The following is a 13,127-nucleotide window of genomic DNA, read 5'->3' as shown; positions in this document are numbered from 1 at the left end:
CGGCGCGCCGGGTCGCCGCGCCCCGCGCCCGGGGTCTCCGCGCCCCGCGTCCGGGGCCGTCAGGCGCTCGGCAGCGACGTCCCCGTGCGCTCCGCGGCGGCCGCGACGAGGCTCTGCAGGGCGATCCGCACCGCCTCGGTGCCGGCCGCGATCGCGTCGCGCCGCGACTGCCCCGCAGCCGGCTGGACGTCCAGCGGCTCCCCGATCTGCACGTGCAGGCGACGCCGCGGGCCGGGGACGTGGCCGACGGACTCCCCCGTGCGCCGGGTGCCGAGGATCGCGACCGGGACGACCGGCGCGTGGCCGTTCACGGCGAGCCAGGCGACGCCCGCCCGCGCGGACGCCGCGTCACCGCGCCCGCGGTTGCCCTCGGGGAACACCCCCACGGCGTCCCCGCGCTGCAGCACACCGAGCGCGGTCACCAGCGCCGCGCGGCCACCGGAGCGGTCGACCGGGATCTGGCCGGACCAGCGCAGGATGCCCGCGAACGGTCCCGCGAACATCTCCTCCTTGACCAGGATGTGCACCGGTCGCGGGGTGACGCCGGCCAGCAGCGGCCCGTCGACGACGCTCGTGTGGTTCGCGGCGAGCAGCACCGGGCCCGAGGTCGGCACGTGCTCCGCCCCGGCCACCCGCGCGTCCCACAGCGCGTGCGCCAGGAACCACCCGATGGCCCGGGCCCCGCGTGGGACCGGTCGCTCCGCGTACCGGCGCTCCGGCGCCGCCGGCCGGGCGCCGGCGCCCTCGGCCCGACCCGCCGCGGTCACGCGTGGACGTCCGCGACGCGGGCCACCACGTCGAGGACCGCCTGCACGGTCTGGTCCAGGTCGAGCTCGGACGAGTCGACGGTCACGACGCCGTCGGAGGCCACGAGGAACTGGGAGACCGTCGAGTCGTCCGCGTCGCGCCGCACCACCTGGTCCCGGGTGGCCTCGACGGCCGCCGCGTCGTCCGAGCCGTGCACCTCGCGGGCGCGCCGCGCCAGGCGGGCCTCCTCGCTGGCGGTGAGCAGCAGCCGCACGTCGGCGTCGGGTGCGATGACCGTCGTGATGTCGCGGCCCTCGGCGACGACGCCGCGCCCGCCGGAGAACGAGGACGGCACGGCCTGCGCCGCGATCTCCTCGCGCTGCCTGCGCCCGAGCTCCGCGCGGACCTCGAGGTTGGTCGCGACGGCGCTCACGGCGGACGAGATCGCGGTCTCGCGGATCGCCTCTCCCACGTCGTGGCCGTCCACGTGCACGCTCGGCTCGCGCGGATCGACCCCCATGACCAGCGGCATCTCGCGCACGAGCGCGGCGACCGCCTCGCCGTCGGCCAGCGGGACACCGCGGTGCAGCGCCCACCACGTCGCCGCGCGGTACATCGCACCCGTGTCCAGGTACGCCAGGCCGAGCCGCTCGGCCACCCGGCGCGACACGGTGGACTTGCCGGACCCGGACGGGCCGTCGATCGCCACCACCACACCGCGGCGTCCCGTCCCCGTCGTCGCGTCGTCACGCGTCGTCACCTCACCAGCCTCCATCCGCGGGCCGTCAGCTCCGCCTCCAGGTGCGCCGAGCGCGCCGGGTCCACGGACACCGACGCCATGCCGACGGGCCGTCCCGCCGCGTGCTCGAGCTGCAGGTCCTCCAGGTTCACGCCCGCGGCACCGACGTCCGTCAGCAGCCGGGCCAGCTCGCCGGGCTGGTCGGGGACCAGCGCCGTGACGACCGCGTACGTGCGCGGGGCGCCGCCGTGCTTGCCGGGCACCAGCGCGACCCCGGCGTTGCCGTCGGCGAGCAGGCGGGCCAGCCGCGCGAGCGCACCCAGCTCGACGTCCTCCGGCCCCGTGGAGCGGGCGGCGCTGTCGATCGCGGCCAGCACCTCGTCCAGGTCCTGGCGCAGGCCCGCGAGCACGTCCCGCACGGCCCCCGCGTTGGCCGCGAGGATCGACGTCCACAGCGCCGGGTCCGAGGACGCGATGCGCGTCACGTCACGCAGACCCTGCCCGGCGAGTCCGAGCGCCTCCGGTTCCGCGCCACGCAGCCGTGCGGCCACGAGGCTCGCGGCGACCTGGGGCACGTGCGACACCACCGCGACCGCGGCGTCGTGCGCCTCGGCGTCCATCGAGACCGGGACGGCCCCGAGGTCGGCGGCGAGCGCGCGGACCGCGAGCAGCGCGTCGGGGCGCGTCTCCCCGGAGTCGACGACCACCCACGGCCGCCCGACGAACAGGTCCGGCACGGCGGAGGCGGGGCCGGAACGCTCCCGTCCGGCCATCGGGTGCGAGCCGACGTACCGCGTGAGGTCGGCCCCGGCGGCGCGCAGCTCACGCAGCACGTAGCCCTTGACGCTCGCCACGTCGGTGACGACCGCCCCGGGGTGCGCCGCGAGCTCCGCCAGCACGACGTCCGCCGTGACGTCCGGGGGCGCGGCGACCACCACGAGCGCGGGATCGGCGTCACCGGCCGCGGCCGGTCGGCCCGCGCCCACGTCGCGCGCGAGCGCCAGGGCGGTCCGGGACGGGTCGTGCAGCGTGACGTCGACCCCCCGGGCGGTCAGCGCCAGGCCGACGGACGCCCCGAGCAGGCCGGTGCCGACGACCCGGACGGGCCCGCGGGTCGCGACGGCGCCGTTCCCGCTCACATGCCCACCGACGTCATCAGGGAGCCGACCTCCGCCTTGCCGAGCACGCGCGTGCGCCCCGGACGCAGGTCGCCCAGCTTGATCGGGCCGATCTGGGTGCGCAGCAGCCGCGTCACCGGGTGCCCGACCTCCTCGAGGAGTCGGCGCACCACACGGTTGCGGCCCTCGTGGAGCACCAGCTCGACCATGCTCGCCTGCGGCGTGGCGTCCACGACCCGGAAGGAGTCCACGGTCACCACGCCGTCCTCCAGCTCCACGCCCTTGCGCAGCACCGACCCGAGGTTGCCCGCGACCCGGCCCTCCACGGTCGCCAGGTACGTCTTCGCGACGCCGTGCGACGGGTGCGACAGCCGGTTCGCCAGCTCGCCGTCGTTGGTGAGCAGCATCAGCCCCTCGGAGTCGGCGTCGAGCCGCCCGACGTGGAACAGGCGCTCCTCGCGGTTCTGGACGTACTGCGCCAGCGACGGGCGCCCCTCGGGGTCGTGCATGGTCGACACCACGCCCAGCGGCTTGTTCAGCGCGAGCGTCACCACGGACCGGTCGAGCTGCAGCCGGAGGCCGTCCACGTGGATGACCGCCGACCGGGGGTCGACGCGCACGCCGAGCTCCACGACCACCTGGTCGTCCACCGAGACACGGCCCGACGTGATCAGCTCCTCGCAGGCCCGGCGCGAGCCGAGACCCGCCTGCGCGAGCACCTTCTGCAGCCGCACGCCCTCGGGGTCGTGCACGTCGAGGTCCTGCTGCTCGCGCTGCGGACGCGGGCGGCGCTGCTGCGGCGGACGGGACGGCCAGGCCGCGCCCGGGCGGCCCAGGTCGGGACCGCGCCGCGGGCCCGCGCCGCCACGGGGTCCACCGCCACCGCGGGGGGCGTCCGACCCGCTGCGGGGTGCACCGGCGCCGCCACGGGCCGGCGCACCACCGCGGGGCGCACCGGCGCCGCCCCGTCCGGCCGCGCCTCCCGCCCCGCGCGGCGCACCCGCGTCCCCGCGCGGAGCGCCGCCCCGGCCCCCGCTCCGCGTCCCGCCCCGCTCACGCCACCGCCGTCGCGACCACCGCGGGCGCCACCGCCCGCCCGCCCCGGCCCGCGCCGGCGCCGCCGGGCCGACCCGTCGCGCCACCCCGCGGGCCACCGCCGCGACGTGCGCCGCCCGACCCTCCGCGACCGTCCTGCCCTGCTGCACCCATCACCTGTCTCCGTTCGTCCTGTCGGCCCCGTCCAGCCCGTCGAACGCATCGATCTCGGGCAGGTACGGGGCGAGCGGGGGCAGCTCGTCGAGGTTCGTGAGGCCCATCCGCTCCAAGAAGTATCCCGTGGTCCGGTACAGGACCGCACCGGAGGCCGGGTCGACGCCCGCCTCGGCCACCAGACCACGGGCGGTCAGCGTGCGCACGACACCGTCCACGTTGACGCCCCGGACCCCTGACACCTGCCCCCTCGTCACGGGCTGGCGGTACGCGATCACGGCGAGCGTCTCGAGCGCTGCCTGCGTCAGGCGGGCGGTCTGGCCGTCGAGCACGAACCGGCCGACCACCTGGTGGTACGCGGGCGCCGAGTAGATCCGCCAGCCGTCACCCACCTGCCGCAGCTCGAAGCCGCGGGCGCGTCCGCCGTGCTCGCCCCGGTACTCCTCCGCGAGCGTGCGCAGCAGGTCGACGACCTCCCCGGTCGGCAGGCCGAGCACCGTCGCGAGACGCACCGCCGGGACGGGCTCGTCGGCGACCATCAGCACCGCCTCGAGCGCCGCCAGCGCCCCGCCGGGCAGGTCGGCGACGTCGAAGGCGAGCTCCTCCGGCGCGGGCGCCTGCTCCCCCTCCGCGAGGGGCGGCACGGGCGCGCCCCCGGTCGGCTCGTCCGTCATGCGTCCGTCCCCTCGTCGAAGTCCGACTCCACCGCGACGTCGCCGTCGTCGGCCCCCGTCCACCGCACCGTCAGCTCGCCGAGCGGCGCCATCTGGTCGAAGCCCACCGCGCCCTCGCGGAACAGCTCGAGCAGCGCGAGGAACCGCGCGACGACGACCAGCGTCGAGTCGGCGTCGGCCGTCAGCGCGCGGAACGTGGTCGCGCCCGAGTGGCGCAGGCGGTCCACCACCAGGGCGGCCTGCTCCCGGACGCTCACCGCGGGCGCGTGCAGGTGGCTGATGTCGACACCCGGCGGGGGCGGCGGCGGGGAGAGCGCCTTCGCGGCCAGCACCGCGAGCTCCTGCGGCCCGATCTGCCAGACCAGCTCCGGCAACATCGCCGCGAGCTGCGGCTCGAGCTCGACGGTGCGCGGGAACCGCCGACCCTGCTCGAGCAGCCGCCGCCCGATGTCCGCGGCGACCACCTTGTAGGCCCGGTACTGCAGCAGCCGCGCGAACAGCAGGTCCCGGGCCTCGAGCAGCTCGAGGTCCTCGGCGTCCTCGACGTCGCCCGCCGGCAGCAGCCGCGCCGCCTTGAGGTCCAGCAGCGTCGCCGCCACGAGCAGGAACTCGCTCGCCTGGCCGAGGTCCCAGGTGCGCCCGCCCGCGGTGGCCGCGCGTTCGGCGGCGCGGATGTGCGCGATGAACTCGTCGGTCACGACGGCGAGGGCGACCTCGGTGATGTCGAGCTTGTGCCGGGAGATCAGCCCGAGGAGCAGGTCGAACGGGCCGGAGAAGTTGTCGAGGTGCACCTCGAACGCGCTCGAGCCGACGGGGGCCGCACCGGTCGTCCCGTCGGGCTGCGGCGGCGCGGGCGTCTCAGGCGGCGTCGCCACGGGCGACGAGCTCCCGGGCCAGCTGCCGGTACGCGTGCGCCCCGGCGTGCGTCGGCGCGTAGGTGGTGATGGGCTCCGCCGCCACGGACGCGTCGGGGAACTTCACGGTCCGGCCGATCACGGTGTGGAGCAGCGTGTCCCCGAATGCCTCGTGGACGCGGGCCACGACCTCGCGGGCGTGCAGCGTCCGGGGGTCGTACATGGTGGCCAGGATGCCGTCGACCTCGAGGCGGGGGTTCAGCCGGTCGCGCACCTTCTCGATGGTCTCCACGAGCAGCGCCACGCCACGCAGGGCGAAGAACTCGCACTCCAGGGGGATGAGGACGCCGTGCGCCGCCGTGAGCGCGTTCACGGTGAGCAGGCCGAGCGACGGCTGGCAGTCGATGAGCACGACGTCGTAGTCGTCCAGCACGGGACGCAGGACGCGGGACAGGATCGACTCCCTCGCCACCTCGGACACGAGCTGGACCTCGGCGGCCGACAGGTCGATGTTCGCCGGCAGCAGGTCGAGACCGGGGATCTCCGTGGGCCGCACGAGGTCGGCGATCGCCGCGTGCCGGTCGACGAGCAGGTCGTAGACCGTGCGGTCGAGCTCGTGCGGGCTGATCCCCAGGCCGACGGAGGCGGCGCCCTGCGGGTCGAAGTCGACGATGAGCACCCGGCGCCCGTACTCGGCCAGCGCCGCGGCGAGGTTGATCGTGGTCGTCGTCTTGCCGACGCCGCCCTTCTGGTTGCACATCGCGATCACGCGGGCGGGCCCGTGCGCGGTGAGCGGCGCGGGGACGGGGAAGTCCGGCAGGGGCCTGCCCACCGGGTCGAGAGCGGTCTCGGTCGTCTCCTCGCGTGCCACCCGCACAACCTACCGGAGCGGCGCCCCGGTCAGCCGCGTCCCGCGCCGGTGGCGGCGTCCCCGTCCGGTGCCTCCGCGCGCTGCGCGGGCCGGTCCCGCGCCTGGTCCCGGCGTGCCCGCGGGTGGCTCGTCGCGTAGACCTCCCGGAGCGTGTCCGGGGTCACCCGCGTGTAGATCTGCGTCGTGGTCACCGAGGCGTGCCCGAGCAGCTCCTGGACCACGCGCACGTCCGCACCGCCGGCGAGCAGGTGGGTCGCGAAGGAGTGCCGCAGCGTGTGCGGCGACACGTGCGTCGCCCCGGGGAGGCCGGCCCGCTCGGCGGCAGTGCGCAGCACCGCCCAGGCACTCTGACGCGACAGCCGCGCCCCGCGGGTGTTGAGGAAGACGGCCGACCCGCCACGGCCCGCGGCGGCCAGCGCCGGCCTCGCGCGCACGAGGTACGCCTCGACGGCCTCGACCGCGTAGGCCCCGACCGGCACGACCCGCTCCTTGCTCCCCTTCCCGAACAGCCGCACCGCCGCACGACCGGGGGTCAGCTGCAGGTCGTCGACGTCCAGCCCGACGGCCTCCGAGATGCGCGCGCCCGTGGAGTACAGGAGCTCCAGCAGGGCGCGGTCGCGCAACGGGGCCGGGCCGTCGCCGAGGGAGGCGGCGCCGAGCAGCCGTTCGACGTCGTGAGTGGTGATGGCCTTCGGGAGGCGCTGCGGCTGCTGAGGGGGCCGGACGGCACGAGCCGGGTCGTCGGGTGCCCGGCCCTCGAGGACGGCGAACCGGTGCCAGCCGCGCACCGCCACCACGGCCCGGGCTGCGGACGACGCGGACAGCACCGCCCGCCCGTCGGAGCCCGTGCGCACCGCCGTGAGGAAGTCCTCGACGTCGGCCTCGGTCACGTCGCCGATGCCGTCGCGTCCCGCCGCGGCGAGGTGCTCGACGTACCGTGCGAGGTCGCGGCGGTACGCGGCCAGCGTGTTCGCGGACAGCCCCCGCTCCACGGTGAGGTGGGCCAGGTACCCGTCGAGGTCCGCCCGCAGCGCCCGCGGGACCTCGGGCGCGGGACGGGGCGGCGCGGGCGCGGACGTGCCGTTCTGCCCCATGGCCGTCCTCCCGGTCCGACGTCCGCCTACAGCGGGAGGAACACGTCCACCGCCACCGCGACGGACAGCAGCGACAGGTACGTGATCGACCCGTGGAACACCGACATCGCGCGCAACCGGCCGCGGCTCGGGTCCTGCGCGCGACGGTACAGCGCGATGGTCGACCCGAGGAACCACGCGCCGAGCCCTGCCGCGACGACCGCGTACACCCAGGTCATGCCGGCGACCGGGACGAGCAGCAGCGAGCAGGCGATCATCGCGATCGTGTAGGCGATCATCTCGCGTGCGACCTTCGCCTCGGCGGCGACGACCGGCAGCATGGGGACGCCCGCCGCGGCGTAGTCCTTGCGGAACTTCATCGACAGCGGCCAGTAGTGCGGCGGCGTCCAGAAGAAGATCACGCCGAACAGCAGCACCGCGGCCCACGACAGGCCCCCGGTGACCGAGGACCAGCCGATGAGCACGGGCATGCAGCCCGCCGCGCCCCCCCACACGATGTTCTGCGGGGTGCGGCGCTTGAGGATCATCGTGTAGCCGACGACGTAGATGAGGATCGCGGCACCGGTCAGCAGCGCGGACGGCACGTTGACCACCAGGGCGAGCCACGTGAGCGACGCCACGCCGAGCGCCAGGCCGAACAGCAGCGCCGCGAGCGGTGTCACCTCCCCCGTGACCAGCGGGCGGCGCTTCGTCCGGTTCATGACCTGGTCGATGTCGCGGTCGAGGTAGCAGTTGAGGACGTTCGCGGAGCCCGCGGCCGCCGCGCCCCCGACGAGGGTGGCCAGCACGAGCCCGATCGGCGGGAACCCTCCCTGCGCGAGGATCATCGTCGGCAGCGTCGTGACGAGCAGCAGCTCGATCACGCGCGGCTTGGTCAGGGCGACGTAGGCACCGAGCCGGCGGCGCAGCGTCCGCGGACCCGCGTCGGCGCCCGCCGGCCGCACCTGCGGGCGGGAGGACCCGGCGGGAGCGGCAGGGCTCATGGTGCGCACGCTCCGGTCCTCCGCCCCTGTCGCTCGGCCCCGCGGCGGTCCGCCAGCGGATGGTTCCCGCCATCGTACGGCCCTTTCGGCAGCAGAGGGCGCCGTCGCGCGCATGGGACCTCGGTCCCAGAGGTGTGACGTCCGTCGCCCCAGCGCCTCCGGGCTGTGGACGGACCGGCGATCGCCCGTGCTCGGGTCTAGGCTCGAAACCGCACGCCAGGCGCAGCGGAGCACCGCCCGGCGTGACCGGTGCCCGGCCCCCCGACCGGGCGCCCGTCCGTCGACGTCCCGGTCCGTGCGGGACGAGAAACGAGGTGGCACGACGATGACTCAGGGCACCACGCCGCTCGACCAGGTGGCCGACGCCGGCGTCGCGGTCTGGCTGGACGACCTCTCGCGGGAGCGGCTGCGCACCGGCAACCTGGAGCAGCTCGTGGCCGAGCGCCGCGTCGTGGGGGTGACCACCAACCCGACGATCTTCGCCAGCGCGCTCGCGAAGGGCGACGCGTACGACGAGCAGCTCCGGCAGCTCGCCGCGCAGGGCACCGACGTGGACGGCGCGGTCTTCGCGATCACCACGGACGACGTGCGCGAGGCCGCGGACGTCCTGCGCCCCGTCCACGACCGGACCGACGGCGTCGACGGCCGCGTCTCCATCGAGGTCGACCCGCGGCTCGCGCAGGACGCGCAGGCCACCGCCGACTCCGCCCGCGCGCTGTGGTCGACGATCGACCGCCCGAACGTCTTCATCAAGATCCCGGCGACGCTGGACGGGCTGCAGGCCATCTCCGACGTGCTCGCCGACGGGATCAGCGTCAACGTCACGCTGATCTTCTCGCTCGAGCGCTACCGCGCCGTGCTCGACGCGTTCCTCGACGGCATGGAGCGTGCCCGCGCCAACGGGCACGACCTCGCGCCCATCGCCTCGGTCGCGTCGTTCTTCGTCTCGCGCGTCGACGCGGCGATCGACCCGCGCCTGGACGAGATCGGCTCCCCCGAGGCCGCCGCGCTGCGCGGGAAGGCGGCCATCGCGAACGCCCGCCTCGCGTACGGGGTGTACCAGGAGGTCGTGGCGGGAGACCGCTGGCAGGCCCTCGCGGCGGCCGGCGCGAAGCCGCAGCGCCCGCTGTGGGCGTCCACCGGCGTCAAGGACAAGGCCTACCCCGACACGCGCTACGTCGACGAGCTCGTCGTCGCGGGCGTCGTCAACACGATGCCGGAGGCGACCCTCCAGGCCGTCGCCGACCACGGCGACTTCCAGGGCGACACGGTCACGGGCACTCAGGCCGAGGCGCAGCGGGTCGTCGAGGGGCTCGCCGCGCTGGGCATCTCGATCGACGAGGTCACCGACCAGCTCGAGCGCGAGGGCGTCGAGAAGTTCGAGAAGTCCTGGACGGAGCTCCTCGAGACGGTGCAGGACGGCCTGGGCCAGGTGACCGAGTGAGGCCCGCGAAGGTCACGCCCGAGCACAACCCCCTGCGCGACCCCCGGGACCGCCGGCTCCCCCGGATCGCCGGCCCGTCGGGCCTCGTGATCTTCGGTGTCACCGGTGACCTCGCCCGCAAGAAGCTCATGCCCGCGGTGTACGACCTCACCAACCGCGGCCTACTGCCCCCCGGCTTCGCGCTCACCGGCTTCGCGCGGCGCGACTGGGAGGACCAGGACTTCGCCCAGATCGTCCACGACTCCGTGAAGGAGCACGCCCGCACCCCGTTCCGCGAGGCCACGTGGCGGCAGCTCTCCGAGGGCATCCGGTTCGTCCAGGGCTCGTTCGACGACGACGACGCGTTCGACCGCCTCCGCACGACGGTCGAGGACCTCGACGTGTCGCGCGGCACGGCGGGCAACCACGCGTTCTACCTGTCGGTACCTCCCAGCGCGTTCCCGGTGGTCTGCAAGCAGCTCTCGCGATCCGGCCTGTCGCAGCCGGTCGAGGGCGCCTGGCGGCGCGTCGTCATCGAGAAGCCGTTCGGGCACGACCTGCAGTCCGCGCGTGAGCTCAACGACGTGGTGTCCGAGGTGTTCAGCCCGGACGACGTGTTCCGCATCGACCACTACCTGGGCAAGGAGACGGTCCAGAACCTGCTGGCGCTGCGGTTCGCGAACCAGATGTTCGAGCCGATCTGGAACGCCAACTACGTCGACCACGTGCAGATCACGATGGCCGAGGACATCGGCGTCGGCGGCCGCGCCGGGTACTACGACGGCATCGGCGCGGCCCGCGACGTCATCCAGAACCACCTGCTGCAGCTCCTCGCGCTCACCGCGATGGAGGAGCCCGTCACGTTCGACGCGAAGGACCTCACCGCCGAGAAGATCAAGGTGCTCTCCGCGGTCCGGCTCCCGAAGGACCTCGGCAAGCACACCGCGCGCGGCCAGTACGCCGCCGGGTGGCAGGGCGGCGAGCGCGTCGTCGGCTACCTCGACGAGGGCGGCTTCGACCCGAACTCGACCACGGAGACGTTCGCCGCCATCCGCGTCGACGTCGACACCCGCCGCTGGGCCGGCGTGCCCTTCTACCTGCGCACCGGCAAGCGGCTGGGCCGGCGCGTCACGGAGATCGCGGTGGTGTTCAAGAAGGCGCCGCACCTGCCGTTCGAGTCCACCGCCACCGAGGAGCTCGGCAAGAACGCGCTCGTCATCCGCGTGCAGCCGGACGAGGGCGTGACCCTGCGGTTCGGTGCGAAGGTCCCCGGCACGGCGATGGAGGTCCGCGACGTCACGATGGACTTCGGCTACGGCCACTCGTTCACGGAGGCGTCGCCCGAGGCGTACGAGCGCCTGATCCTCGACGTGCTGCTGGGCGACCCGCCGCTGTTCCCGCGGCACGAGGAGGTCGAGCTCTCCTGGAAGATCCTCGACCCCATCACGTCCTACTGGGCGGGCAGGGGCCGACCGGACGCGTACCGCGCCGGCACCTGGGGGCCGGAGTCGGCCGACCGCATGATGGAGCGCGACGGACGAGCCTGGAGGCGACCGTGATCATCGACCTGCCGAAGACGACCACCCGCGACATCAACAAGCGGCTGGTGCAGGAGCGGGACGAAGGCGGCGCCGTCGCCCTCGGTCGCGTGCTCACGCTCATCATCGACGTCGGCCCGCACGACCCGGAGGACGCGATCGCCGCCGCGAACGACGCCTCCCGCGAGCACCCGTGCCGCGTCATCGTGCTGACCGAGGAGCGTCCGGGCGACGACTCCGAGCTGGACGCGCAGATCCGGCTCGGCGGCGACGCCGGCGCCTCCGAGGTGGTCGTCCTGCAGCCGTCGCAGGCGCAGGCGCGGCACCTCGACACGCTCGTGCTGCCGCTGCTGCTCCCGGACGCGCCCATCGTCGCCTGGTGGCCGTACGACGTGCCGGAGGTCCCGGCGCAGCACCCCATCGGGCAGCTCGCCCGGCGCCGGATCACCGACTCCACGGAGTGCGCGCACCCCTCCCGGACGCTGCACCGGCTCGCGGAGACCTACGCGGAGGGCGACACCGACCTCGCGTGGACGCGGACGACGCTGTGGCGCGGCCTCATCGCCGCGACGCTCGACCAGCCGCCGTTCGAGCCCGTGCAGCGCGCCGTGGTCGCCGGTGAGAGCACGCACCCGTCCGTCGACCTGATGGCGGCGTGGCTCGGGTGGGCGCTGAACTGCCCGGTCGAGATCGAGCGGCAGGCCGACGCCCCGGCGATCACCCAGGTGCGCCTCGAGCGCCGGTCCGGGCCGATCGTGCTGGACCGGCCCGACGGCAAGACCGCCGCGCTGCGCCAGCCCGAGCAGCCCGAGCACCGCATCGCGCTGCCCATCCGGCAGCTGCGCGAGTGCCTGGCCGAGGAGCTCCGTCGGCTCGACGCCGACGAGGTCTACGGCGAGGTGCTGCGCAAGGGCCTGACGAAGGTGGGCGCGTGACGGCCGGGGCCGGCGCGCCGCGCACCGTGCTGGTCCACCCGGACGCCACGGTGCTCGCCGAGGCCACCGCGGCGCGGCTCATCACCCGGTTGGTCGACCTGCAGTCGGCGACCGCCCCGGTGCACGTGGTGCTCACGGGAGGCACGGTCGGCATCGCGACCCTCGCGGCCGTCGCCGCGTCACCGGCCCGCGACGCCGTGGACTGGTCCGGCGTGCACCTGTGGTGGGGCGACGAGCGGTTCCTGCCCGACGGTCACGCCGACCGCAACGAGACCCAGGCGCGTGACGCCCTGCTCGACGCGCTCGGCGACGCCCTGCCGGTCGCGAACGTCCACCCGGTGCGCCCGCTCGACGAGGCCGCCGGCGTCGCGACCCCGGAGGACGCCGCCGCCGCGTACGCCGCGGAGCTCGCCGCCTTCGCCCCCGACGGCGCGGACGTGCCGGCCTTCGACGTGCTCATGCTCGGCATGGGGCCGGACGGCCACGTCGCGTCGCTGTTCCCCGGTCACGAGGCGCTCGGCGTGACGGGCGTCCCCGCGGTGGGCGTGCACGGCTCCCCCAAGCCGCCGCCGCTGCGCGTGTCGCTGACGTTCGAGGCCCTGCGGGCGGCCCGGGAGGTGTGGGTCGTCGCGGCCGGTGCCGAGAAGGCGGGCGCGGTCGCGTCCGCTCTGGCGGACGCCTCCGTGGAGCGGACGCCCGCCGCCGGTGCGCGCGGCACGGAGCGGACGCTGTGGCTGGTCGACGCCGCCGCCGTCTCGGAGGTCGGCGCGGGCTGACCCCCACCGCGCACGGGCTCGTCCCCCGTGCGCCGCCCTGCCGTCAGCGCACGAGGTCCTCGCACCCGGCCGAAGTCGTCACCTCCGGCCGAGGTCGTCACCTCCACGGGACGACCTCGGCCGGAAGTGACGACCTCACCGGACCGGGCGCCGGACCGGGCGCCGC

The 13,127-nt window shown here is 75.4% G+C and carries 13 protein-coding genes; 4 read left to right on the top strand and 9 right to left on the bottom strand.

Annotation, left to right across the window (positions count from 1 at the left end):
• Positions 1-59 precede the first annotated feature (59 nt).
• The 9 genes from K5O09_RS09370 to K5O09_RS09330 form a co-directional block, all read right to left on the bottom strand.
• Entirely contained in the window at positions 60-767 is a 708-nt protein-coding gene (locus K5O09_RS09370) for a 1-acyl-sn-glycerol-3-phosphate acyltransferase (RefSeq protein ID WP_222172468.1), read from the bottom strand.
• On the bottom strand, positions 764-1,522 hold the full coding sequence (gene cmk / locus K5O09_RS09365; RefSeq protein WP_222172467.1) for a (d)CMP kinase: 759 nt from the start codon (positions 1,520-1,522) through the stop codon (positions 764-766). The genes K5O09_RS09370 and cmk overlap by 4 nt, the downstream gene beginning before the upstream one ends.
• Positions 1,504-2,625, bottom strand: a complete 1,122-nt coding sequence (locus tag K5O09_RS09360; protein WP_222172466.1) for a prephenate dehydrogenase — start codon at positions 2,623-2,625, stop codon at positions 1,504-1,506. Before K5O09_RS09360 ends, cmk begins: the two co-directional genes overlap by 19 nt.
• On the bottom strand, positions 2,622-3,356 hold the full coding sequence (locus K5O09_RS09355; RefSeq protein WP_370635564.1) for a pseudouridine synthase: 735 nt from the start codon (positions 3,354-3,356) through the stop codon (positions 2,622-2,624). Before K5O09_RS09355 ends, K5O09_RS09360 begins: the two co-directional genes overlap by 4 nt.
• 456 nt (positions 3,357-3,812) lie before the next feature.
• Complete coding sequence (gene scpB, locus K5O09_RS09350) at positions 3,813-4,487, bottom strand: SMC-Scp complex subunit ScpB (protein WP_222172465.1); 675 nt, start codon at positions 4,485-4,487, stop codon at positions 3,813-3,815.
• Positions 4,484-5,362 (bottom strand): ScpA family protein, encoded by an 879-nt coding sequence (locus tag K5O09_RS09345; protein WP_222172464.1) that lies wholly within the window; start codon positions 5,360-5,362, stop codon positions 4,484-4,486. The genes scpB and K5O09_RS09345 overlap by 4 nt, the downstream gene beginning before the upstream one ends.
• Positions 5,346-6,212 (bottom strand): ParA family protein, encoded by an 867-nt coding sequence (locus tag K5O09_RS09340; protein WP_222172463.1) that lies wholly within the window; start codon positions 6,210-6,212, stop codon positions 5,346-5,348. The genes K5O09_RS09345 and K5O09_RS09340 overlap by 17 nt, the downstream gene beginning before the upstream one ends.
• 29 nt (positions 6,213-6,241) lie before the next feature.
• Positions 6,242-7,306 (bottom strand): site-specific tyrosine recombinase XerD, encoded by a 1,065-nt coding sequence (locus tag K5O09_RS09335; RefSeq protein ID WP_222172462.1) that lies wholly within the window; start codon positions 7,304-7,306, stop codon positions 6,242-6,244.
• 26 nt (positions 7,307-7,332) lie between these two features.
• A complete protein-coding gene (locus K5O09_RS09330; protein ID WP_222172461.1) occupies positions 7,333-8,289 on the bottom strand; it encodes a heme o synthase in 957 nt (318 codons plus the stop codon).
• Between the two features lie 325 nt (positions 8,290-8,614).
• Between K5O09_RS09330 and tal the strand changes: the two genes are divergently transcribed.
• From tal to pgl, 4 genes are read left to right on the top strand one after another with little or no spacing between them, the layout of a single operon-like run.
• Positions 8,615-9,733 (top strand): transaldolase, encoded by a 1,119-nt coding sequence (gene tal / locus K5O09_RS09325; RefSeq protein WP_222172460.1) that lies wholly within the window; start codon positions 8,615-8,617, stop codon positions 9,731-9,733.
• On the top strand, positions 9,730-11,271 hold the full coding sequence (gene zwf / locus K5O09_RS09320) for a glucose-6-phosphate dehydrogenase (protein WP_222172459.1): 1,542 nt from the start codon (positions 9,730-9,732) through the stop codon (positions 11,269-11,271). The genes tal and zwf overlap by 4 nt, the downstream gene beginning before the upstream one ends.
• Positions 11,268-12,185, top strand: coding sequence for a glucose-6-phosphate dehydrogenase assembly protein OpcA (gene opcA / locus K5O09_RS09315; RefSeq protein ID WP_222172458.1), 918 nt, complete (start codon positions 11,268-11,270; stop codon positions 12,183-12,185). The genes zwf and opcA overlap by 4 nt, the downstream gene beginning before the upstream one ends.
• Positions 12,182-12,961 (top strand): 6-phosphogluconolactonase, encoded by a 780-nt coding sequence (gene pgl / locus K5O09_RS09310; protein WP_222172457.1) that lies wholly within the window; start codon positions 12,182-12,184, stop codon positions 12,959-12,961. Before opcA ends, pgl begins: the two co-directional genes overlap by 4 nt.
• The last annotated feature ends 166 nt before the right edge of the window (positions 12,962-13,127 follow it).

This window comes from Cellulomonas sp. C5510, assembly GCF_019797765.1.
GTDB lineage: Bacteria > Actinomycetota > Actinomycetes > Actinomycetales > Cellulomonadaceae > Cellulomonas.
The sequence above is the reverse complement of the archived record's forward strand: the minus strand, read 5'-3'. Positions and strand labels throughout refer to the sequence as shown.

Bases quoted from the DNA above. Each gene is read 5' to 3' on its own strand.
- cmk (WP_222172467.1), bottom strand. From the start codon at position 1,522: ATGGAGGCTGGTGAGGTGACGACGCGTGACGACGCGACGACGGGGACG.
- scpB (WP_222172465.1), bottom strand. From the start codon at position 4,487: ATGACGGACGAGCCGACCGGGGGCGCGCCCGTGCCGCCCCTCGCGGAG.
- K5O09_RS09335 (WP_222172462.1), bottom strand. From the start codon at position 7,306: ATGGGGCAGAACGGCACGTCCGCGCCCGCGCCGCCCCGTCCCGCGCCC.
- K5O09_RS09330 (WP_222172461.1), bottom strand. From the start codon at position 8,289: ATGAGCCCTGCCGCTCCCGCCGGGTCCTCCCGCCCGCAGGTGCGGCCG.
- tal (WP_222172460.1), top strand. From the start codon at position 8,615: ATGACTCAGGGCACCACGCCGCTCGACCAGGTGGCCGACGCCGGCGTC.